The organism is Citrobacter sp. CFNIH10 (assembly GCF_002934585.1).
Taxonomy (GTDB): domain Bacteria; phylum Pseudomonadota; class Gammaproteobacteria; order Enterobacterales; family Enterobacteriaceae; genus Citrobacter_A; species Citrobacter_A amalonaticus.
Genome location: NZ_CP026216.1, coordinates 2,249,055 through 2,272,339, shown reverse-complemented (window position 1 = coordinate 2,272,339; position 23,285 = coordinate 2,249,055). Strand labels below are relative to the sequence as shown.

General features: G+C 51.5%; 23 protein-coding genes and 1 pseudogene. 14 read left to right on the top strand and 10 right to left on the bottom strand.

Features of this window, described 5'->3' with window-relative positions; translation table 11 throughout:
• Positions 1-11: 11 nt before the first annotated feature.
• A complete protein-coding gene (locus tag C2U53_RS14440) occupies positions 12-284 on the bottom strand; it encodes a GNAT family N-acetyltransferase (RefSeq protein ID WP_042999446.1) in 273 nt (90 codons plus the stop codon).
• Positions 285-295: 11 nt separating this feature from the next.
• Complete coding sequence (gene yjdI / locus C2U53_RS14435) at positions 296-526, bottom strand: 4Fe-4S mono-cluster protein YjdI (protein WP_042999445.1); 231 nt, start codon at positions 524-526, stop codon at positions 296-298.
• A 616-nt stretch (positions 527-1,142) separates the two neighbouring features.
• On the opposite strand from yjdI, the gene C2U53_RS14430 reads away from it, so the two are divergent.
• Together C2U53_RS14430 and C2U53_RS14425 are read left to right on the top strand one after the other, a co-directional pair.
• Positions 1,143-1,991: a transcriptional regulator gene (locus C2U53_RS14430; RefSeq protein WP_042999444.1), complete on the top strand. Its 849-nt coding sequence runs from the start codon at positions 1,143-1,145 to the stop codon at positions 1,989-1,991.
• Positions 1,992-2,097: 106 nt separating this feature from the next.
• On the top strand, positions 2,098-2,466 hold the full coding sequence (locus C2U53_RS14425) for a hypothetical protein (RefSeq protein ID WP_224267557.1): 369 nt from the start codon (positions 2,098-2,100) through the stop codon (positions 2,464-2,466).
• A 45-nt stretch (positions 2,467-2,511) separates the two neighbouring features.
• Here C2U53_RS14425 and C2U53_RS14420 read toward each other — a convergent pair whose 3' ends face one another.
• On the bottom strand, positions 2,512-3,063 hold the full coding sequence (locus C2U53_RS14420) for a hypothetical protein (RefSeq protein ID WP_042999442.1): 552 nt from the start codon (positions 3,061-3,063) through the stop codon (positions 2,512-2,514).
• A 277-nt stretch (positions 3,064-3,340) separates the two neighbouring features.
• Between C2U53_RS14420 and C2U53_RS14415 the strand changes: the two genes are divergently transcribed.
• Positions 3,341-3,964, top strand: a complete 624-nt coding sequence (locus C2U53_RS14415) for a hypothetical protein (RefSeq protein WP_042999441.1) — start codon at positions 3,341-3,343, stop codon at positions 3,962-3,964.
• Here C2U53_RS14415 and C2U53_RS14410 read toward each other — a convergent pair.
• The 5 genes from C2U53_RS14410 to C2U53_RS14390 form a co-directional block, all read right to left on the bottom strand.
• Positions 3,961-4,485: a hypothetical protein gene (locus C2U53_RS14410; protein WP_042999440.1), complete on the bottom strand. Its 525-nt coding sequence runs from the start codon at positions 4,483-4,485 to the stop codon at positions 3,961-3,963. The genes C2U53_RS14415 and C2U53_RS14410 overlap by 4 nt on opposite strands.
• A gap of 139 nt (positions 4,486-4,624) precedes the next feature.
• Positions 4,625-5,716 carry a fimbrial protein gene (locus C2U53_RS14405; RefSeq protein ID WP_104446892.1) on the bottom strand — a complete coding sequence of 364 codons (1,092 nt, stop codon included), beginning with the start codon at positions 5,714-5,716 and terminating at the stop codon, positions 4,625-4,627.
• Between the two features lie 17 nt (positions 5,717-5,733).
• On the bottom strand, positions 5,734-8,190 hold the full coding sequence (locus C2U53_RS14400) for a fimbria/pilus outer membrane usher protein (protein WP_246876163.1): 2,457 nt from the start codon (positions 8,188-8,190) through the stop codon (positions 5,734-5,736).
• Positions 8,191-8,252: 62 nt separating this feature from the next.
• The gene (locus tag C2U53_RS14395; protein ID WP_042999438.1) at positions 8,253-8,918 is read right to left on the bottom strand and encodes a molecular chaperone; all 666 of its coding nucleotides are present in this window, start codon (positions 8,916-8,918) and stop codon (positions 8,253-8,255) included.
• A 67-nt stretch (positions 8,919-8,985) separates the two neighbouring features.
• Complete coding sequence (locus C2U53_RS14390) at positions 8,986-9,363, bottom strand: fimbrial protein (RefSeq protein WP_172740574.1); 378 nt, start codon at positions 9,361-9,363, stop codon at positions 8,986-8,988.
• A gap of 67 nt (positions 9,364-9,430) precedes the next feature.
• Here C2U53_RS14390 and C2U53_RS14380 point away from each other — a divergent pair.
• A protein-coding gene (locus C2U53_RS14380) for an IS1 family transposase (RefSeq protein ID WP_223335778.1) occupies positions 9,431-10,128 on the top strand; the annotation gives its coding sequence in 2 pieces (ribosomal slippage) (positions 9,431-9,680 and positions 9,680-10,128; 699 coding nt in all).
• A gap of 615 nt (positions 10,129-10,743) precedes the next feature.
• On the opposite strand, the gene C2U53_RS14375 is transcribed toward C2U53_RS14380, so the two are convergent.
• Positions 10,744-11,319 (bottom strand): TIGR00730 family Rossman fold protein, encoded by a 576-nt coding sequence (locus C2U53_RS14375; protein WP_044254122.1) that lies wholly within the window; start codon positions 11,317-11,319, stop codon positions 10,744-10,746.
• Between the two features lie 788 nt (positions 11,320-12,107).
• Here C2U53_RS14375 and C2U53_RS14370 point away from each other — a divergent pair.
• From C2U53_RS14370 to C2U53_RS14325, 10 genes and pseudogenes are all read left to right on the top strand, one after another.
• On the top strand, positions 12,108-12,713 hold the full coding sequence (locus tag C2U53_RS14370; protein WP_042999435.1) for a tyrosine-type DNA invertase: 606 nt from the start codon (positions 12,108-12,110) through the stop codon (positions 12,711-12,713).
• 457 nt (positions 12,714-13,170) lie between these two features.
• Positions 13,171-13,780: pseudogene (locus C2U53_RS14365) on the top strand (tyrosine-type DNA invertase).
• Positions 13,781-14,261: 481 nt separating this feature from the next.
• Positions 14,262-14,810: a type 1 fimbrial major subunit FimA gene (gene fimA, locus C2U53_RS14360; protein WP_042999433.1), complete on the top strand. Its 549-nt coding sequence runs from the start codon at positions 14,262-14,264 to the stop codon at positions 14,808-14,810.
• A 68-nt stretch (positions 14,811-14,878) separates the two neighbouring features.
• Positions 14,879-15,418 (top strand): fimbrial protein, encoded by a 540-nt coding sequence (locus C2U53_RS14355; RefSeq protein ID WP_042999432.1) that lies wholly within the window; start codon positions 14,879-14,881, stop codon positions 15,416-15,418.
• A gap of 56 nt (positions 15,419-15,474) precedes the next feature.
• Complete coding sequence (locus C2U53_RS14350) at positions 15,475-16,179, top strand: fimbria/pilus periplasmic chaperone (RefSeq protein WP_371415063.1); 705 nt, start codon at positions 15,475-15,477, stop codon at positions 16,177-16,179.
• A 72-nt stretch (positions 16,180-16,251) separates the two neighbouring features.
• Positions 16,252-18,873, top strand: a complete 2,622-nt coding sequence (locus tag C2U53_RS14345; RefSeq protein WP_104446042.1) for a fimbrial biogenesis usher protein — start codon at positions 16,252-16,254, stop codon at positions 18,871-18,873.
• A gap of 10 nt (positions 18,874-18,883) precedes the next feature.
• Positions 18,884-19,411 (top strand): fimbrial protein, encoded by a 528-nt coding sequence (locus tag C2U53_RS14340; RefSeq protein WP_058587072.1) that lies wholly within the window; start codon positions 18,884-18,886, stop codon positions 19,409-19,411.
• A gap of 12 nt (positions 19,412-19,423) precedes the next feature.
• Entirely contained in the window at positions 19,424-19,924 is a 501-nt protein-coding gene (locus tag C2U53_RS14335) for a fimbrial protein (RefSeq protein WP_044254116.1), read from the top strand.
• A 16-nt stretch (positions 19,925-19,940) separates the two neighbouring features.
• Positions 19,941-20,846 (top strand): fimbrial protein, encoded by a 906-nt coding sequence (locus C2U53_RS14330; RefSeq protein ID WP_042999427.1) that lies wholly within the window; start codon positions 19,941-19,943, stop codon positions 20,844-20,846.
• Positions 20,847-20,862: 16 nt separating this feature from the next.
• Entirely contained in the window at positions 20,863-22,284 is a 1,422-nt protein-coding gene (locus C2U53_RS14325; RefSeq protein ID WP_061069627.1) for an EAL domain-containing protein, read from the top strand.
• On the opposite strand, the gene C2U53_RS14320 is transcribed toward C2U53_RS14325, so the two are convergent.
• Positions 22,269-23,180 carry a LysR family transcriptional regulator gene (locus C2U53_RS14320; protein ID WP_044327020.1) on the bottom strand — a complete coding sequence of 304 codons (912 nt, stop codon included), beginning with the start codon at positions 23,178-23,180 and terminating at the stop codon, positions 22,269-22,271. The two genes, C2U53_RS14325 and C2U53_RS14320, sit on opposite strands and share 16 nt — an antisense overlap.
• Positions 23,181-23,285: the final 105 nt, after the last annotated feature.

Sequence of the window (23,285 nt, the reverse complement as noted above, 5' to 3'; positions counted from 1 at the left end):
CCCGGCATATTTCAGGCCCGAATATCGTCATACTCGCGAGTTTTATCAAACTCGTGTTTGGCAAACGGGCAAAGAGGAATAACTTTGCGTTTTTCGCGGCGCATTTTCTCCACGACTTTCGCCACCAGCTGTTTTCCCACCCCCTGACCTTTCAGGCTGGCATCGACATCGGTATGCTCAATAATGCTTAAATGCTCACCGGTTGGAACAAAAACAATTTCAGCGACCTGATTCCCCTGATCATTATTGACATAGAATTTATTGTGACCTTCCAGTATTTCCATTTTCCCCTCGCTTATTTACGACGATATTGTAGCGCCCCGCTTGGGCAAGTATCGATAACGTTGATCACCGTTGAGACATCCACTTCATCAGGCATAATCCACGGCTTACGTTTCAGATTGAAAAGTCTGGCGCTACCGCGTACACAATTCCCAGAGTGCTGACAAATTGCTGTATTGAAGTAGACATCGATTTTCTCACCGGTATAGACGCGATAACCCGCATCCTCAAGTTGCTTATCCATGACATTGCCTCATTTTTTGTTTATCCCTTAAGCATAGCGCGTGAATATCACCCGCCACCACTTTAATGTTAGATGAGTAAATACTCATCTGTTCCTTATGTTTAAGCATAAAAAACCAATTATAGTGGCATTTAAGATTTTATATTATGCATTTAATGATATTTAAGGTTATTCGCTCTAATTGACTATTTAACATCAGGTCGGCATAATAAATCTTTCAAATGACTCATTAAAAAAATCTGTTTTTATTCAAGAATACTCATTAAAAATAGTGAGTTACAGAAAAGTATACCTGTCTGATACCGAATCTTAAATCACGACGTTGAAACAGATTTCAACGCCACTTTGTTGATAATCAGGCCATAATTTCTCCGGAATGCGGCATTGGGATGTTTAAATGATTACAGTAGCTGATTATTCATTGCGGCAGAATCCACCGACCTTGTTAATAAATTTCTTTGTTTTATATGCACTTATGTGAAACTTCAGAACAAAAACATTAGTTTCATAAATTAAACGACTTACTGAACTCATTTATACTATACGTAATAGTATGTTCAGAATTTTCTACAATTAAGTCTCTACTGTTTATAACTTTCGAACACCGTGAACCCATATGTACTGGATTATTAACGATAATATTGAATTCAGACCAGACAGTAAAAAGTTAATTTCTGTCACTAACCCAGAAATTAACGTGGTTTTGACAACGCCTGCCAGTCGTTGTCTGCTTTTGCTGCTTGACGCTTCACCGGACGTCGTCACTCAGCAGGAATTTTTTAAAAAGGTATGGGAAGATGAAGGCATGCTGGTGCCTGCCAACACCCTTTACCAAAATATTTCTATTGTCCGTCGAGGCTTACGCGCCGTTGGCGAGACTGACCGGATCCTCGTCGCCACAGTCCCGCGCAAAGGTTTCCAAATCGACAAAAGCGTTAAAATTACTCGCGTTGCTGCGGTTCAGGAGGCTGAAGTGGCCCCTGATTCTCTGCAGGGTGAAGATGAACTGGATGTGGAGTACCGCACTGAGGCGGATCCCGCGCTTACGCCAGAAGAAATCGCCCCTCCTGCCCGTGCGATGACGGTAAGTAAGAGCAGCAGATTGCCGCTCTTCGTTAGCATTCTCGCCATGGTAGCGGCATTTTTTATTGGCGCTATCGGCATGAACTATTTCTGGCACTTTAGCGATACGAAGCCATTCTTCGCTGATTACACCTTCGTCGAGCAAGACAAAGGCTGTCGTTTCTATACCAAAGATGACAGCCACGATAACAAAAACAGCTTTGCGCACTTTAAGGCGCTGATTCTGGGTTCTGGACTCGATTGCGAAAAGTACCCCTGGGTGTACTTCCCGCTATCACAAACGTCGCCAGGCTTAGCGGTTCTTGTCTGCCGCCAGAACTACCTGAAATCAGCCATTCCAGGTTGTATTACACTCTCTTTTCGTGGAGTAGGAAGTGAGTAAAAGAACAGTCATAACGATGAGTGCCATATTTTTACTCGCGGGTGTGCTCATCAGCGCGTTATACAATTTTTTAATGTCAAAACATTACGATAAACAGGAATGTTCGATGTCGCTGGTGGTGTTTCATAAAAACGCTCGCGCAAATATCACGCTGAACTACATGTATTCGCTGAAAAACCAGAACGGCATCGTGGCCGTCAGCGGAACCTATATTGAAGATAACAAACTGAAAGGGCGCATCAGACGAGATGTGGCCTATAACTGGACAGAAAATCAGGATTCGTATCACTTACACTCAAGCAGAATCAACAAGTTCGAAATTATCGAAACGTTGCCGGATGATCTGTTAGCCGATATTCTGCCTGATTTTTACGTCTACCCCGATAAAGATGTGAGTTACTCCATTCTCAATCAGGGCGTTCACGGGTTCCTGTTCACCATCGGGAAACGTCCCCTGCTCTATTGCGCCCGATAAACGGGAGAAAACCGTCAGCTCTGTGCTCAACAGGGCTGACGCGTTTTAAAGAAACATACTCTCTTCGAGTAAATTCTCTTTGATCAGCAGTAGATCGTGAACCCGGTGCCCACCTAATTTCTTACACGCAAGGTTGCGATAGGTGTATACCCGTTTCGGCGGTAGCGCCAATGATTCGGCAATCAGGTTAATATCTTTACCCAACAGCGATTCACAAATAATCCTTTTTTCAACACGATTGAGAACATGATTCCTGATAGCCTGGCGTTTTTCCATACCGACCAGACGCGTAATGATCATCATCAGCGATAGCAGAGACTGCTGTGCGCTGACAATCACATCGGCATCCAGGACCAATGCACTCCGCTCTGAGTCCAGTATAACCAGCAACTTACATTTTTTGTTGAGTCTGGAGATTTCTTTAGCACAACATTTGTTGAACAAATTAAGATGCAAAATCACGGTATCGTCGAATGTGAGTCTTTCAACAGGTAAATGAGGCATGGTTTCTTTCACGATTTCCAGGTTGGCCTCTTTTGCCAATAAGACAATACCCTCCTGCAAATAGTTATCATTACTTATAATATATATCGCCATCGCTTTATTTCCGTATTAATAATTTAACTCACAGGTCGTTTCCGTTCTTCTATATCCAGCTTTAGCGAGACATGTAAAAAATTATATTGATAAGCTTACGAATAATACAATTAAATAGTCTTAACTGGTGTGACATTTATAACTTATTGATAATGTGCATTTTAATTAAATTTCTTAAACACTCTTAAGTAGACAATTATTCGTTTGTCTCTGTATTCTGTCGCTTTCTCTATGTTATGTTGTGCCATTAGCGAACGGGCGGATGGGATGGAAAAAAATGACCAGGCGTATCGATTACCTGATTGAAAAATATCATTTCACTGAAATCAACGAGTCGCCGCGCATTGCCAGCCAATGGAAAGAGGTTCTGGCGGAGTGCCAACAAGAAAATGCCGGCGTTGAAGAACGACTGCGTATTGCGCTGCTTAATGTCGATTACGTAACCAGCTTTGAATTGCCCTTCCGTTTGCTCCTCACCCGTACTCCGCAACTGATCGACAAGCTGCGGAAAGAATTTGCCCTCACCCAGAAAAATGTGCTGATTAATGATAAACGCCGTGGCCAGGTTTACAGCATCAATGCCGATCTCAGTCGCGTCCCCGATGCCTTTCGCTATCGTCTGTCGTCGCGTATCCGCCGTATGGATGAGGAAACCATTACCACGGCGCCCTATCAGCAGGTTGCCAGTCAGACAAAGCATCCCGAAGAACGGCTTCGCCTGGCACTGGAGAGTGGTTTGCAGGTTAACGCCCTGGATGGGCTGTTCTGGCTGGGGATCCAGCGTATTGCCGCCGATATTCAGCGACTCCGCGCGTCAGGCATGCCGATTCTGGCGTCAGATGTCGAGGTGTTCGATTCACTGACCGGCACGCGTCGTACCGTGACGGCATACCATCTTTAACCGGTTGTCAGTTCCTGAAAGCGGGATAAAAAAAGCGCGCGCGCCTCTCGTGGCATCAGTGGGGTGACGGTCAACCGCGTCGTGGGCGAGATCCCTGCCAGCATCGGCCAGTCATTACCGGGATCCAGATTGAGATCGCGCCGCTCGGTTGCCAGCATCATCAGGTCCACCTGTTTAATCACCTTGCTCGGGGTGAGAGGAAGATCGAAACGCTGACGAATGGCGTTATCCAGCCGCGCTTCAATCTCTTTGTACGCGGGAAGCAAGCGCTTTAACGGTGAGGGAAGATCCAGACAATAGGCCTCAGCGGCATCGTGCAGCAGCGCTTCAAGCGCGAACTCAGGTGGCGTTAACTGGCTGCACAGAACCCCGTGTTGGGCGACACTGTAAAATTCAGGCACATGTCCGGCAAAGCGACAGAGATGCGAAAGGGCGACCGCGATATCTTCAATCACAATATGCTCCGGTCGAATATCACCGTAATCGATGTGTTGCCCGGTAATGGTGGCGATAAATTTCATCCGTTCTCCTGCTTCCTTGCCGTTCTTGCCCACGTCGGGCGCCTGGGTAGCCATAAAGAAACTACGTTTTTATATTCACTACGTAAATATTTTTCACCCCTTACCGCACGCTTTTCAGAGCGATCGCTTTTATGGCTTCTTAGTTATATTCCAGCACAAAGGTGGCAGTGCCATTTGCCCGTCCCGCGGTGACCGTCGATCCTGTCTGCACCATCTGTGCCATAAAATTGACCGGCACTGCCGTTGCGGCGCTGGAAGCGGGAACTTTCTGTACCACTGGCAGATTTGCGGGCTCATTCAGCGTCACCGATGTTCCCTTTACCGGCCCGTTACCGCCATTATCGCCATAGCGGATCCGGATCCCGACGCCGTCCGCACCACCGGGAAAGTGCGTAATATCCAGCGTATCCGTCGCCCCGGTCGTCGCCGGGGTCGCGAAGAAACCAATACGGATATCCGTGGGCGTAGCGCAATACACAGGGATGCTAAACGGCACCGCCGAACCGCCAGAGGTACCCGGGCCTTTGAAATCGCTCCGGTTCGCTTTGCCCAGATCGACAAAAATACTGGCGCGGGTGACGCTACAGCTACCGCGACTGCCGATGTCCACGTTCATCGCCGCAAGATCGAGAATCACCGGCCTGCTGACCTGATCGCCATTTCCCCCCGCATTCGGGTACGTCATCGACAGGTTCCCGACATTTGCCAGCGTGTTGGCGAAAGCATGGTTATTACTTACCAGTTGAATATCAGCGGTTTTATAGAAGGTCACCCACGTTTTCACCTCCACTTCCCGTTGCGTCAGCATCGACGGGCTCTCTGTGCTGTCGCAAACCGTAACCGACCGACTGCCCACTGACTCCAGGAAATGGATCGGCCCCCCGTCGCACTGGAAACTGAGTGAGTAGCCGATCCCGGGCAAGGCCGAATTGAACACCGCATGTCCGTCAATTATCTGCCCACCCTGGGTATTCATCTGCTGATAGACGATTTTTTTCCACGACGATGTCGTCCCTTGCCGATCGCAGGTAAAGCGAATCCCCCCACCGTTCACCGGCATAATACTGCTCATCTGAGTATTGACCCGCAGCGTCGGCAGATATTTGATGTTTTGAAAGTTCAGGGTCATTTGTCCGGTATTACCCTGACAGGTTTCGGCCTGAACGTATTGGCTAAACAGGCTCGCTACCAGCAGCATTAACCCGCAAATAAGACGAAAAACCCCTGACATCGTCAGTTCCTCATGATTCATAAACATTGTCCCGCCACCTCTTTCACCGGGTTCCGGTCCTGTGCATCCGCTATCCGGAAATGCAGTACGCACTGGCGGCTCACGCCCGCGTCGTCCCATTTCACCGCAAGAGTGCCTGCCGTCGGCACCCCGCTCAGGTAGACCTGCCCGCGTTCGGCCACCATCGCGCTGGCGGTACCGCCATCACCGACCAGCCGGGCGCTGGCACCAAAAGGCACCACATCCTGATCGCGGCGAAGCGTGAACAGTACGCGGTTGCCGATATGCGTCTGGTAATGTGCTTCCACCACTGCGCCGCCGCCAGGGATCACCGTCGCCCCCTGCAACTCGACATCCGCATCATCCGGTAACGTTTGGGCATCCAGCGCGATCACGTTTTTGTGATAGGGCGTAAGCGTGGGCACCACGGCATAACCACGCCAGTCGGTATGAACATTGTTTGCGTTCTGAATCGCGACGTTCGCCGCGCCCGGCGCGCGAACAATGGCGAAGCTGTCACCGACGTTCTGTCCGAGCGTGATGCCGTGCGGATGTACCACCAGAGCGCCAGACGCCCCCCAGGTCATCTGGCTGCTGTCGCGATCGCGGCGATACCCCAGTTGCGTCGTCCCATATCCACCGTGATAGTCCAGCGATGCGCTGCTGTTGCTACCCTGCCCCTGATTTGCAATCCCCTGCTGTACCGAATAGTAGAGGTTTTGGTTCTGCGGCAGCGCACCGTATATCCCCACCTGTTGCGAGGTGTAGCCGTGATTATCGGAAGAGGTGTTGTAGCTTACGGTGCTGTCTGACCACGCGCCGCCCAGCGGCAGCGTGACGTTCAATGACCATGAGCGATCCGGCGCGCTGTGTCCTGTCGTTTTGGTGTAGAAATAGCCGACGCTCCAGGCAACACGCTTCCAGGTACTGTAAAATCCGGCGTGCAGGGTTTGATCGCGATCCGCGTTATGCCAGTAGTCCTGCGAATACGCTGACAGCGAAAGCGTACCCACCCCTCCCAGCGCCTGATTAACGGAAATCTCTTCGCGACTGCGTTTGCTCCATGTCTGACCGTAGCGGCTTTCCAGCATCGCGGCTTCGCTAAAATCGTAATATCCGCTGGAAGAGTAACGATAGCTGGCCAGACTGAACGAGGTCCCCGTTTGCGCAACGCTTTTCTGGTACTGCGCGCGCAGCGAATGACCGGTATAACGCTTACCTGAAGGCGTCGTGGTCGCCGCCCAGGTCGTATCCAACCCCAGCGCGCCCAGCAGGCCAAAACCACGCCCCAGCCCTGCCGCGACGGCATGATAATCTTCAGCCAGCTGCGAACCGCCATAGAAGGTGAACTCAGCGGGCAGACCATAAAAAAGCGTTCCCTGCATAAACGTCGGCGAACGACTGCGTTGCGAGGTCGAGTGGTAGCGCCCGGCGCTCAGGCTGAATCTGGCGCGTCCTTCACGCAGCATAAATGGAACCGCAGCAAACGGCTGTGTCCAGCGCCGCTCAGAACCATCGCTCTCTTTAACAGTGACCTCCAGGTCGCCGCTCTGGGCGGTGGGATAGAGATCCTGAATGGCAAATGCCCCCGGCGACACGTAGGTTTCATAAATCACATAGCCGTGCTGCGCGATGGTTACTTTCGCATTACTGTGCGCCACGCCGCGCACAATCGGAGCAAAGCCGTTCATGCTGTCCGGTTGCATTTCGTCAGCAGACATCAGTTGCACACCGCGAAATTGCACGCTGTCAAAGACGTCGCCACGGGAGTAAGTATCCCCCATTCGCAGCTGACTTTTCAGTGAGACAATATCGCGCTGCAGGTAAGTACTTTGCGAGTCCCAGCGTCGGGTTTTATCGTACTGCATCGACGAGATGTTACGCAGGCGCCATGCGCCGAGGTTAACGCCACTGCGCAGGTTCAGATAACTGGAACGCCCGTCATCCGTTGACTGCCGGGTCTGCGAGCCGGAAAAAGTGTAATCGACGAAGGCGGCCGGAATGCCGTCATCCCAACGCGCGGGATCGACATAACCGTGGCTTTGCACGTTCATCGCCGCCTGCGGAATGCTCAGATTCAGACGCTGAGTGGAGAAATCAAACTGGCTGCGGGCATCGGGAATGTAGCGTTCGATATCGGTGAAAGTGCCTCCATCAGGCAACTGACTGAAGGCGGTAAACGCGCTGACGTTAACCCCGTATTCCGCCAGTTGCGAAGGGGTGAGCACCGGTTTCAGTTGCCCATTCTCCTCGACAAACGTCACATTCTGCTGTGTGACCTCCTGTTCGTTGAGCCAGACACTGACCGGGTACGTTCCGGGCTGCTGTCCGCCCGCTTTGGCAAAATAGCGCAGGTCCGCCAGTTTCTGTTGCGGATCGCGTAATTCCAGCGCGGCAGGATCAAAATAGTCATCCGCCCACGCCTGACGCTGATCGCAAAACAGCAGTAAAACGCCAGGGATGATCGTCAGCAGTAGCGTCGCGCTATCCGCCGATAACAGGACGGTTCTCTTTTTCACGGGAAGGTTGCCTGACATCACTGTTGCGCGGAGTCGGTCACGCCGCCAAAATCATTGATTGCCCGCCATGTCACCGGGCCGCTGCCGTTGATCGTCCAGCGACGCGTGCTCAGCGGGGCGATCATCCCCGGCTCGGCAAGCGCTTTGCCGCCCACGGTCAGGGAGAACAAGGAGATGTGATACGGCGTCGGGTTGTTCGCCACCAGTTGGTTTCCCTGCACGGTAAAGGTCAACTGCGTCCAGGCGTCTTTTGCCTCGCCTTTCAGCCCCTGCGGGCGATAAAAAAGTTTGAAGCGAGACTTCACGTTAATCTGCAGTTTATTGGCGTCCTCTTTTTGCGTCGGGGCGATACTTTTAATGTTCAGCCAGAACATGGACTCCCGATCGGCAGGCAATGCGCCCCCCGTAAACGTAATACGCAGGACGTTTTGCTGTTCCGGCTCAAGACGAAACAGCGGCGGCGTGACCACGAACGGCACTGGCCGCTTATCCTCTGCGTTCGCGTTTTCCACCCATGATTGCACCAGATACGGCGTCTGCGTGTCGGCATTCGTCACCGTCATGGTGGCTTCACGCTTCCCTTCCTGATAAACAACACGGGTTCCACCCATGACAATGCCTGCCTGCGCGGTAGCGCTCAGCAGAATTAACGATGCCGTCATTGCGGCGATAAACTGTTTCATGAAGTGTGACCATCAGGAAAAGAAGAAAAAAGCGTTGAGCAGACCGGAAGCCTGCTCAGAGTGTCGATCAGTTGTATACCATCAGGAAGTCAGCAGTGCCGTTAGCGCTGCCCGCTGTCACATTCGTGGTCGTGGAAACATAATCGGCCATAAATTTCAGGTCGGCTTTATTTGATACCACATTCGCAGCGGCAGACACTGAGCCCAGCGTAATTGGCGAAGGCGCGCTACCGGCGTTATATAATTTGATACCGACACCTGTTGCGATGGAGCTGGAATTCAATGCCAGCAGTGCGGGATTATTCGCATCTGTCACCCCCGTAAATAACACGGCCACCGTTTTCACCGACGCCGGACAATTATCTACGCTGATGGTAAAAGGCGTTTTCGTGGTTTCCACCCCTGTACCGGTAAAAAAGGTTTTTGCCCATCGACCTAAATCCACGGTGGGATGTTTGGTGATGCTGCCAACTTACTGATTTAGTGTATGATGGTGTTTTTGAGGTGCTCCAGTGGCTTCTGTTTCTATCAGCTGTCCCTCCTGTTCAGCTACTGACGGGGTGGTGCGTAACGGCAAAAGCACCGCCGGACATCAGCGCTATCTCTGCTCTCACTGCCGTAAAACATGGCAACTGCAGTTCACTTACACCGCTTCTCAACCCGGTACGCACCAGAAAATCATTGATATGGCCATGAATGGCGTTGGATGCCGGGCAACCGCCCGCATTATGGGCGTTGGCCTCAACACGATTTTCCGCCATTTAAAAAACTCAGGCCGCAGTCGGTAACCTCGCGCATACAGCCGGGCAGTGACGTCATCGTCTGCGCGGAAATGGACGAACAGTGGGGATACGTCGGGGCTAAATCGCGCCAGCGCTGGCTGTTTTACGCGTATGACAGGCTCCGGAAGACGGTTGTGGCGCACGTATTCGGTGAACGCACTCTGGCCACACTGGAGCGTCTTCTGAGCCTGCTGTCGGCCTTTGAGGTCGTGGTATGGATGACGGATGGCTGGCCGCTGTATGAATCCCGCCTGAAGGGAAAGCTGCACGTTATCAGCAAGCGTTACACTCAGCGCATTGAGCGACATAACCTGAATCTGAGACAACATCTGGCAAGGCTGGGACGGAAGTCACTGTCGTTCTCAAAATCGGTGGAGCTGCATGACAAGGTCATCGGGCATTATCTGAACATAAAACACTATCATTAAGTTGGAGTCATTACCAACGCGGCTATACGAATTTGACTCTTCATTATTTCGCTCATTTAAACGTATTATTAATGTTTACTTTCGCCAATACAAAAATTGTTCTGGCGTTTCTCCCTTCGCATGCTCCTGCTGATAATATTCACAATCCCGTCGTGATAATACGAGGCTTTACTTGCTGTGGTAATGCGGCAAAGACAAAACATGGCCTTTTAATAAAAACTTGCATCGTTGCCATGTTAGCCGTGATTAAAATAATATTTTTCTATGTTACCAATTGCAATACCACTGAATTTTCTGCAACACCGTAAGATAAAAGTCTACATTAATATTCGCGACCATTTTTTTATTAACTGTATCAACATCCCCTGGGGCAACGGTTAAAATAAACATAATGGCAACATATAGAGAGAAAAGAGATCATTTTCTGGGCTTTTTTTTTGCCCGACGGGCATCTGGCCTAAGTGAAATTAAGAATATTCCTGGGGGGGGGGAAGGTGCCCTTTTAACCATCGATATGAATCCGGCGTAAAAATGCCCCCGGAAGGCCATAGCCTGGGCGGGGGCATGTTAGTGACAGGTGTCATCCTCTGCTCTTAAGGAGCACAATGAGTCGTCTTATTTCTGGGTCACGGTCCACTTGGAGGTCGGCGGCGTATATGTCGAAAAATATTCAACAATTTCCGGCAACGAATCGGAGAAAAACAGCATATCCACGTAGCTCTGCTTCATAAAACCTTCATCGGCCATTTTCTGTACCATGACCTGCAGCGGTTGATAAAAATTGTTCATGTTATAAAACGCACAGGGCTTGTGGTGGATGCCTAATTGTCCCCACGTCCACTGCTCAAAAATCTCTTCCAACGTGCCTGCCCCGCCGGGTAAGGCGATGAAAGCAGAAGACAATGCCGCCATGCGATCTTTACGCTGGTGCATGTTCTCAACGACCTGCAAATCAGTCAGCCCGGTATGCGCAATTTCACGTTCAACCAAAGACACGGGCATCACCCCCGTCACGTGCCCGCCGTGTTGCAGGGCGGAATCCGCCACGGCCCCCATCAATCCGACCCGGCCACCGCCATAAACAATGCCCAGCCCGGCCTGAGCCAGATAGGTTCCGGCTTCGCGCGCGGCCTGCATATAAACCGAAGAATGGCCTTCAGATGAACCGCAAAAAATACCGATAGACTTCATATAATTTCCTTTGGGAATTACTTAATCCGTAAATCTTCATTCACTCAATGTCGAAACAGCATAATGCAAAGGGGCTCAATACACTATGTGAGATCGGCCAGATGAAAGTACTGACCAGGTGATTTCCAGTAATTACCAGAACGATACGCATAAACGCCTTAGATGAATAAGAGTAGTTTCAGGCGTTATTATTCCCTCGCTCGCATTTTATTTGTCGCAAAACATTTCATCACTAAAAGACAGGCTAATTTCAGCCACACGCCCTCATCCGCCAAATATACCCGTACTAATGCAATTTCTGCGGGTTAACGGGAATCAATCTGCTCACGGCTAAATACCAGATCCCGCCTCTAAAGCGGTTATATGACTTATTATTGCTATTCTCACCGTGTTTTTTGCAGTATTGTTTACTCATTGTTGTAGTTCTACAGTGAATGCTAGCGAGGTTGCCATGTCGTTTTTCGTCCTTAGCAAAGCCTTTTGCTCATCATTCGGGGTATTCCGGAATGGGCTCGATCGTAGAACAGCAATAACGTTTATTGATTCAGTAAGATAAGCAAAAGCACAAGACCAGAGGAGGCACCCAGTCGATAATGTCACGACGTTATGACGAAACAACATACAGCCATTTTCATTATCCGCTCACGTCCTTCTGTAGCGAAGCAACGTTGCATACGATTAGCGCCTACCGTGCAGTACAAATAAATCATGAGTTAAAACCGGATAAGACCATTGGATTAATGGAAATCAGCAGAACGCTTGCGCACCTGCAATCAAAAGGGAACCTAATGAAAAATAACGCCGATAATAAGAAGAGGAATTTCCTGACTCAAAATGAAATAGAGTCACTTCTCAAAGCAGCAAACACGGGACCACACGCTGCCCGCAATTACTGTCTGACCTTATTGTGTTTTATTCATGGATTTCGTGCCAGTGAAATCTGTCGCCTGCAAATATCAGATATTGATATTAAATCTCGATGTATTTACATTCACCGCCTGAAAAAAGGTTTTTCGACAACACATCCATTATTAAGAGAAGAAATTCAGGCGTTAAAAAACTGGCTGACTATACGAACTGACTATCCTCATGCCAACAGTGAGTGGTTATTTTTATCAAGAAAAGGAAACCCTCTTTCTCGCCAACAGTTTTATCAAATCATTTCAGCCTCGGGCGATCACGCTGGGCTCCCGCTTGAAATTCATCCGCATATGCTTCGTCACTCATGCGGTTTTGCATTAGCCAATATGGGGATCGACACCCGTCTGATCCAGGATTACCTGGGACACCGTAACATTCGCCATACCGTCTGGTACACCGCCAGTAACGCTGGTCGATTTTACGGTATCTGGGATGACGCTAAACTCAAACAGCATAATGCTATTTCACTGTGACAGATACAACACCATGGATGGTGTTAAAACCACGATAAGCAAAGCATTAATAATATTTAACCATATATTTATTATGCTTATTGTTCACTTCCATCCTTATTTGCAGCAGAATTAAACAGTTTTATTATATCCATGTAATGAATCAGGATACTTTTTTCAACATGACCTTTTCGTCAAACAAACCTTCGCCACCTTCTCACCCTCTGTAACTATTTTTCGTTTAAATTTATACACCTGACTTTGTCTACAACAGCCGCTATTGTCGCACCTGATAAAATCAATAAAAATAAGACTTATCACGTGGTAATAATAGCTACGTATGTAAAAGTGATGTAATCACCAACGGTGATTAATCCCTCAAATATAATATGCCTTTAACATCGTGGATTATTTTTTAATCGCATGATGTTTTCTACAGGTGTTCATTAACAGAAACATATTTCAGGAGTAATGCATTGTGAATCGACGTCGTTATCTTACTGGCAAAGAAGTACAAGCCATGATGCAGGCTGCCCGACATGGCGCAACCGGAGAGCGAGATTATTGTCTTATTTTGCTGGCGTTCCGTCACGGCATGCGCATCAGTGAACTCCTCGATTTGCATTATCGCGACCTCGATCTCAACGAGGGACGAATCAATGTCCGTCGACTGAAAAACGGGTTTTCCACCATTCATCCACTGCGTTTTGATGAGCGTGAGGCCGTTGAACGCTGGAGTCAGGAACGCGCAGGCTGGAGAGGCGCAGGCCGCACTGACGCCGTGTTTATCTCCCGCCGGGGGACACCGCTTTCTCGCCAGCAGGCATATCGCATTATTCGGGCTGCGGGGGTTGATGCTGGAACCGTTACCCATACTCACCCCCATATGCTCCGTCACGCCTGCGGTTATGAACTTGCCGAACGGGGGGCCGATACGCGACTGATTCAGGATTATCTTGGCCATCGAAATATTCGCCATACCGTCCGTTATACCGCCAGCAACGCCGCACGTTTCGCCGGATTATGGGAGAGAAGCAGCCTGTTAGAGGTCATTTCGCAGGAGAAAAAGAAATAATCTAACGGATTGATATAAAAAGGAAAGTCTTTACCTGAACAGGTCAATTGGGGCCAAACTGTTTATATCATAAAAAGAATTAGTAAAGCTTTGCAACTAACAAGTTAGAAATTATCGATAAACACTCTTTATCTCATTGATTAGAATAGTATTACCTCCAACATTTTTTCACATTTACCACCGCCGTTTACGCGCTTTCACCATTTCTCCACCTGACTCCTGCACCATTTCAGTCATCTACATAAAACTATTTTTCAGTTTTTTATATCAAAAAATTGCAACCATAAGAAACAAAAAACCAATAAGAAAGAAATAATATGCCATTTAAAGCCGTTTATACCAACGAGTCAAAATGGCCCCAATTGACTCATTCATTGGGTAAAAACTGTGCAGAACCGGCAGTCGCCCCATTCGGCTGAAATATGGAATGCCTGGAAGGCACAACGACTGGCCATTTCGGTTCGTGATATCGACATTGTTTAAAGGAAAACAGCATGAAAATTAAAACACTGGCTATCGTTGCTATGTCAGCCCTGTCCCTGACCTCCGCGGCGGCTCTGGCCGATACCACCACGGTAAACGGCGGTACAGTGCATTTTAAAGGAGAAGTCGTTAACGCAGCCTGCGCCGTCGACGCCGGTTCAGTCGAACAAACCGTTCAGCTTGGTCAGGTTCGTTCGGCAAAACTGGCTACTGCGGGCAGCACCAGTTCTGCGGTCGGTTTCAACATTCAGCTTGATGATTGTGATACCAGCGTGTCAACCAAAGCCTCTGTCGCGTTTTCTGGCACGGCCGTTGATACCACCAACAACACCGTACTGGCACTGCAGGGCTCTGCTGCCGGTAGCGCCACTAACGTTGGCGTCCAGATCCTCGACAACAAAGGCACCCCACTGGCGCTGGACGGCGCAACCTTTAGCGCAGCAACAACCCTGAACGATGGCACGAATATCATCCCGTTCCAGGCACGTTACTACGCCACGGGCGCCGCAACTGCCGGTACCGCTAACGCAGACGCCACCTTCAAAGTTCAATACGAGTAATTCATCACGCAAGGATGCACCTGGGGCCAGGAAGGCCTGTTATCCGCAATGGGACTGAGGTGATAACGATGCAAAGGATGAAATCAGGTCTGCTGATGCTTTTACTTCCCGCCTGCGCGCTGGCCGGCAACAAGTGGAACGTGACGTTACCTGGCGGAAACATGCGTTTCCAGGGAGTCATTATTGCCGAATCTTGCCGCGTTGAAGCTGGCGATCGCCAGATGACCGTGCAAATGGGGCAGATCAGCAGCAATCGATTTCATGCGCCAGGGGAGGATATCAACCCTGTTTCTTTCGATATTCACCTTCAGGAGTGCAGTACCGCCGTAAGTCAACGCGTCGGCGTGGCATTTCATGGCGTCGCGGATGGTAAAAACCCTGACGTTCTCTCCGTAGGAGAAGGTCCGGGGATCGCCAGCGGTATCGGGATAGCGTTATTTGATAAAGAGGGTAGCCAACTCCCACTTAACGGCCCACCGACGAGCTGGGCACGGCTTTACTCCGGGCCAACCACACTGCATTTCGTTGCGAAATACCGTTCTACCGGACGTCAGGTCACCGGTGGGGTCGCGAATGCACAAGCCTGGTTCTCTTTGACCTACCAGTAACAACCCCGCAGAGATAGCAAATACAGGAAACGACGGTGAATACAGCAAGGATAAACATGAAAAAAACACGCACCATGATGCGCAACCTGCTGGGCGGGATGCTGATGATAGCCGTCATGGGATTATTCACACCGGCTGAAGCTGGCGTTGCGCTGGGGGCAACACGGGTGATTTATCCGGCGGGTCAAAAACAGGTGCAACTGGCGGTCACCAATAATGATGACAGCAGCACGTATCTGATCCAGTCCTGGGTAGAAAATGCCGAGGGCGTCAAAGACGGACGTTTTGTGGTCACACCACCGCTGTTTGCCATGCAGGGAAAAAAGGAGAACGCCTTACGCATCCTTGATGCAACCAACAATCAGTTACCACAGGACCGCGAGAGTCTGTTCTGGATGAACGTCAAAGCCATTCCGTCGATGGACAAATCCAGGCTCAGCGATAACACCCTGCAACTGGCCATTATCAGCCGTATCAAGCTGTATTACCGTCCAGCCGGTCTCGCGCTGCCGCCAGATCAGGCCGCAGAAAAACTCACTTTCCGCCGCAGCGCAGGCACGCTCACATTGATCAACCCAACGCCGTACTACCTGACGGTGACCGAACTCAATGCCGGCACCCGGGTACTGGAAAATGCCCTTGTGCCTCCCCTGGGCGAAGCCCGCGTGAAGTTGCCAGCCGATGCGGGCAGCGAGATTACTTATAAAACCATTAATGACTATGGCGCACTCACGCCGCGCATGAAAGGCGCACTGCGATAACGAACAGGGAATCCGCGTGATCCCTGAATAAAAAAAGAACTGACAGCCGGGCGATTTTGAACCGGAGGGACTATGTCATATCTGAAACCTGGACTCGTCCACAGGCGGCGTTATGCACCACTTTTGTCAGGCGCAATGGCGCAGATCCCCTTTGCCTTTTTGCTTGCCTCACACACATTTTCCGCGCAGGCAGAACTCTATTTTAACCCGCGCTTTCTGGCGGACGATCCGGCTGCCGTCGCGGATCTTTCCGGTTTTGAAAAGGGACATGAGCTCCCCCCCGGCACGTATCGCGTCGATATTTATCTGAACGAGGGGTTTATGACCACCCGCGACGTCACTTTTCATGCCAGCGACAACCACCGCGAACTGACCCCATGCCTGACGCGTGAACAGCTCGCCGCAATGGGGCTGAACACCGCTGCCGTCAGTGGAATGAACGTGTTGGCAGCGGATGCCTGTGTCCCGTTAACGGAAATGATCCCTGACGCCACCACCCGTTTAGATGTGGGTCAGCAGCGGTTGTATTTGACGATTCCTCAGGCCTTTATGGGAAATCAGGCTCGCGGTTATATCCCGCCGGAACGCTGGGATCATGGGATTACCGCCGGGCTACTGAATTACAACTTCACCGGCAACAATGTCCAGAACGACGTCGGCGGCAGTAGCAACTACGCCTACTTAAACCTGCAAAGTGGCCTTAATCTGGGCGCGTGGCGTCTGCGCGACAATACCACCTGGAGCTACAGCAGCGGCGGGAGTGCCTCGAGCAATGAAAACAAATGGCAGCACGTTAATACCTGGCTGGAAAGAGACATCACGCCGTTGCGCTCACGCCTGACACTCGGCGACAGCTATACCAACGGCGATGTCTTTGACGGTATTAACTTCCGCGGCGCGCAGCTCGCATCTGATGACAATATGCTGCCGGACAGCCAGAAAGGCTTTGCCCCGGTGATCCATGGGATTGCGCGCGGGACGGCACAGGTCTCCATCAAACAGAATGGCTATGAGATCTATCACAGCACGGTACCGCCTGGCCCCTTCAGCATTAGCGACCTGTATGCCGCGGGTAACGGCGGCGATCTGCAGGTTACCATCAAGGAAGCCGACGGGAGCAGCCAGAACTTCACCGTTCCTTACTCCTCAGTCCCGGTATTGCAACGTGAAGGCCATACCCGCTATGCCGTCACCGCCGGAGAGTACCGTAGCGGTAACGATCAGCAGGAAGAACCGACCTTTTTTCAGAGCACCATACTCCACGGCCTCCCGGCTGGCTGGACCTTGTACGGCGGTACACAACTGGCAGACCGCTACCGCGCCTTCAATCTGGGGGTGGGGAAAAACATGGGGGTGCTGGGGGCGCTGTCGGTGGACATCACTCAGGCCAATGCCACTCTGCCCGATGACAGCAAACATCAGGGACAGTCGGTGCGTTTCCTCTATAACAAATCACTCAGCGACGTTGGCACGAATATCCAACTGGTGGGCTATCGCTACTCCACACGCGGATATTTTAGCTTTGCCGATACCACTTACCGTCGGATGAGCGGCCATGACGTCGAAACGCAGGATGGCGTGATACAGGTTCAGCCGAAATTCACGGACTACTACAACCTCGCCTATAACAAGCGCGGCAAAGTGCAGGTGAGCCTGACCCAGCAGTTAGGCCGCACCGCCACGCTCTATCTGAGCGGAAGCCACCAGACTTACTGGGGCACCGACAGCGCTGATGAACAATTGCAGGCCGGTCTGAATACCGCCATCGGCGATATCAACTGGACGCTGAGCTACAGCCTGACCAAAAACGCCTGGCAGGATGGTCGCGACCAGATGCTGGCTATTAACGTCAATATTCCTTTCAGCCACTGGCTGCGCTCGGACAGTCAGTCCGTCTGGCGACACGCCAGCGCCAGCTACAGCATGTCGAATGACCTCAACGGTCGAATGACCAACCTGGCGGGGCTGTATGGCACCGTGCTGGAAGACAATAACCTCAGCTACAGCGTGCAAACCGGCTATGCGGGCGGTGGTGAAGGTAACAGCAGCAGCACTGGCTATGCCACGCTGAACTATCGCGGCGGTTCTGGCAATGCCAACGTCGGTTACAGCCGTAGCGACGGACTCAAACAGTTCTATTACGGGATGAGCGGCGGCGTGCTGGCACATGCTAATGGCGTCACGCTGAGTCAACCACTCAATGACACGGTTGTGCTGATTAAGGCTCCCGGCGCTGAGGGCACGAAAGTGGAAAACCAGACCGGAGTACGCACTGACTGGCGTGGCTATGCGGTGCTGCCTTACGCCACCGAGTACCGGGAAAACCGGGTGGCGCTGGATACCAATACGCTCGCCGATAACGTTGATCTGGATGAGGCAGTGGTCAACGTCGTCCCCACGCACGGCGCGATCGTCCGGGCGGAATTTAACGCCCACGTCGGGATGAAACTGCTGATGACGCTCATCCATAACGGCAAGCCGGTGCCATTCGGCGCAATGGTAACCGCCGACAGCAGCCAAAGCAGCAGCATCGTCGCCGATAACGGTCAGGTTTATCTGAGCGGTATGCCGCTGGCAGGCAAGGTTCGGGTGAAATGGGGTGACGGCGCAAACGCCAGCTGTGTGGCGGAGTACCGCTTATCCGCAGAAAACCAACAACAGTTGCTCAGCCAGCTCACGGCGCAATGCCGCTAAGGACAAGATGATGAACAAACGTCTTTATCTGCTGGGTGCCGTCTTCTCGCTGGTCAGCGCCAGTGCGTTCGCCGCCGACAGCACAATCACGATCAGCGGATATGTCAGGGATAACGCCTGCGCCGTGGCGGGCGAATCGAAAGATTTTACCGTCGATTTGCTGGATAACGCCGCTAAACAGTTCAGCCATATCGGCGCCACCACGCCTGTCGTCCCGTTTCGTATTGTGCTTTCTCCCTGCGGCACGTCGGTCACGGCGGTAAAAGTCGGTTTTATCGGTATTGCCGACAACGATAACACCCGCTTATTGAAACTCGACAGCGGAACATCGGCGGCGGCAGGGATGGGAATCGAGATCCTCAACGGCCAGCAAACGACACTTCCGCTGAATGCCGGGTCCGCCACCCTTCCGTGGACGACCCTGACGCCCGGTCAGACCAATACGCTTAACTTTTATGCCCGCCTGATGGCAACGCAGCTCCCCGTCACGCCGGGACACGTCAATGCAACAGCGACGTTCACTCTTGAATTTCAGTAAGCGGAGGCTTTGATGAAATGGTTTCAACCCCGGTGGCTACTGACAGTCATCCTTGCCGCTTCTGCTGTTGTGCAGGCGGCTGACGTGACCATTACCGTGAACGGGAAAGTGGTCGCCAAACCGTGCACGGTGTCGACCACCACTGCCACCGTCGAACTGGGCGATCTCTACACCTTCAGTCTGGTCAATGCCGGTTCCTCCTCCGCGTGGCACAGCGTGGCGCTTGAGCTAAGCAATTGTCCGGTGGGCACCTCGCGCGTCACCGCCAGCTTCAGCGGTACCGCCGACAGCACGGGCTACTACAAAAACCAGGGGACTGCCGGAAATATCCAGCTTGAACTCCAGGATGACAGCGGTAACAGACTGAACACCGGCGCGACAAAATCAGTGGTGGTGGATGACGCCTCGCAATCCGCCCGTTTTCCTTTGCAGGTCAGGGCGTTATCGGTCAACGGCGGCGCAACCCAGGGAACGATCCAGGCGGTGATTAACGTGACCTATACCTATGCATGACCAGGAGAGTATGTTGATGAAAAGAGTCGTAACCCTGTTGACGACACTGTTGCTGATGGGCTGGTCAATCAATGCCTGGTCCTTTGCGTGCAAAACCGCCAGCGGCGCGACCATTCCCATTGGCGGTGGTAGCGCGAACGTCTACGTTGATCTCTCGCCTGCGGTTAACGTCGGGCAAAACCTGGTGGTCGACCTCTCAACGCAGATTTTTTGTCATAACGATTATCCCGAAACCATCACTGACTATGTCACCCTTCAGCAGGGGTCCGCTTACGGCGGCGTGTTATCGAGTTTTTCCGGCTCCGTAAGATACAACGGCTCCAGCTACCCGTTTCCGACCACCAGCGAAACCGCACGGATGATCTATGACTCGAGAGTCGATAAGCCGTGGCCGACCGTCCTGTATCTGACGCCAATCAGCTCTGCGGGCGGCGTCGCAATCAGTGCAGGAACGCTTATTGCTAAACTCATTCTCCGCCAGACCAACAACAAAAACAGCGATGACTTTCAGTTCGTCTGGAGCATTTATGCGAACAATAGTGTGGTCATTCCGACTGGCGGCTGCGATGTCTCCTCCCGCAACGTCACGGTTACGCTGCCGGACTATCCGGGCTCCGCCCCCGTTCCGCTGACGGTCTACTGCGCGCAGAGCCAAAATCTGACGTATTACCTCTCCGGCACCACCGCAGATTCCGCCAATTCGATCTTTACCAATACCGCGTCGTCTTCGCCCGCGAAGGGCATCGGTGTTCAGCTCACGCGCAACGGTACCATCGTCCCCGCCAACAGCACCGTGTCATTAGGCACGGTCGGCACCTCTGCCGTGAGCCTCGGCTTAACGGCCAACTACGCACGAACCAGCGGACAAGTGACGGCAGGCAATGTTCAGTCAATCATTGGGGTGACGTTTGTTTATCAGTGATGTGGGAAAGCCGGGGATGGACTACATTTTGTCCCCCTGCCCCTGTGCCGCCGAAGGTCTCGCGAGGATGATGACGCCAGACCGCCAGCGTCTGGTGCTGCTTAATTCGCCGTCGCTGGATATCTCAACGCTTCCTGCACTGGCGTCAGCACGCCGGATCGTGGTGTTTCTTCCTGACGATCCCCTTTGGCTGCTCACCACGTTGCAGCAGGCGGCGCTTCTGCTGGAACAGGCCGCTGTCCCCCTGCCGATGCTTATCCTCAGCCGCTGTCCTGACCGTTGGTTGTGGCACACGCTGGAGCATCTTGTGACGCGTCGCCGTCTGCTGACGGAAATCCGGGCCGTCGCCTCAGATTTACCGACACGCTGCATTGCCGCGCTATTGCGCGGGCACGGGTTGCAGGATGTCCCTCCTTTGGGCCAATGCGCAGATAACCAGACGTTGATTTATGGCAAGCCGACAATCGGCCTCAGCAAACCGGAGCTCAACGCCATTGTGGATTTGCTGCACGGATACAACATCCCTGAACGGGCGCAACAGCGAGGCATAAGCCAAAAAACCCTTTATAATCAGAGAACTTCAGGACTTAAAAAAATGGCGGAACATTTCCCGCAACTGGCGACACACTTTCCCGGCAACCCAGAAACGCGGCTGAACAGAAGCGGTAGCGATGCGTTATCCGCCTTCGAACGTGAATTCGTCCATGCCATCCGTTGCCGGCAACTCTTTCCGGTGTTTCAACCGATTGTGGATAGCCACCACCGTTTACAAGGGATGGAAATACTCTCACGCTGGCGGCGCGAGGGTACGGTCCTGCAACCCGGCGCATTTTTGCCACAAATACGTGCTGAATACGCCTGGCAGGTGCTGACCGCTTTTGTTTTGCAGGAAGCGATACAGAAAATCAACCAGCATCCCGGGGAGTTTTATTTCTCACTTAATGTCCCTGCCGCCCTCGCCAGCCATGAATGCCTTCCACGAATGCTGGAAGCGGCGAAACAGCAACTGGTGTCGCCACAGCAAACGGACAGACTGGTGCTGGAATTTGCTGAGACCATCGAGTTCAGTCAAAGGGGAAAAACCGCCGCGAACATCGACAAATTAAAACGGCTCGGCTTTCGGATTATGCTCGATGACTGTTTCTCACAAGGTAGCGTGATGTTTCCGGTCAGGCAGATCCAGTTTAACGAATATAAGCTGGATATGTGTATTATCAATGAGATGCAACGCGATCCACACGCGCTGGCGCTGATAAAAAGCCTGAACTATTACTGTATGCTGACCGGTAGTCGCTGCGTTGCCGAAGGGGTCGACAGTGAAGAGAAATTTACGATATTGAAAGCATTAGGTATCGATCGCTTTCAGGGATATCTCATCTCCCCGCCGGTAGGCGGGAATATGCTTGAACGGTTTGTGGACCGCTACATATCATTCTGATCAAACATGCTTTTTGACGAAATGATGGTCTCAATAAATTTTTTCTTATGGTCATACTTCAGCACATCGTCTATGTACATGATGCCGGTATCAAAAGAGGGAATGTTCTTCGCCAGATTGAGGCGACGCAGACCACGGTGACGCGCTTCGGCTTCCAGATGTATGGAAAGCGCCAGAATGCATTGCGTCTGTTTCGCCAGCGCAATAGCATTCGATACCGAACAGACTTCAAATCTGACCTTTTCTGGCGAAATAGGACAAAGCAAAGGATCGTTAAACTCTTCGTTTTCCGATTCATGCTTAAGAATGACCCACTCACAGTGATTAAGCTGCGCTTCGGTAATCTGCGGCACATACGCAAGCGGATGATCGCTCGCGCAATACAGGACAAACCGGGTCGTGAAGATGGGAAGGTAATTTATTGCCGCAATTCTGTTTTCCGCAGCGGGTATCGCCCCTAACGCAAGATCGCATTCGCCTTTCAGTAAATGCTGTTGCCCCAGTGCAGTATTACTGTTTTTGATCACCATCCGGATTTGCGGATACAGCCTCACATAGTCCTTCATCAGATGAAATAAGACGCCATGACTCCACGCGTGCCCGCACTCGATCACCAGTTGCTGTCTGTGGCTATGCTTTATCGCATCAATACTGAGTAAAGCCTGCTGGTAATTGCGATCCAGCAGGCAGGCATGCTGATACAGGCTTTCGCCATAAACCGTTAAGGAAATCTTTTTCCCCTCACGGAACAACAAAGGGATCCCCAACTCCGACTCGAGTCGTTGCATATTTTGGGTTAGGGTCGGTTGAGAGATAAACAGACTTTCCGCCGCCGAGGTAAAGGTCTTTTTATCTACCAGCACTTTGAACTGAAAAATTAATTTGTGTAAATACATTCGCCTCACCACGGTTTCCGGGATTGATGATGCCTGCCTGATGCGTAGCGATGAAGATAGACGGGAGCTCCGGCAAAATCGGGCTCCCGGATGAGTGAGGCATGC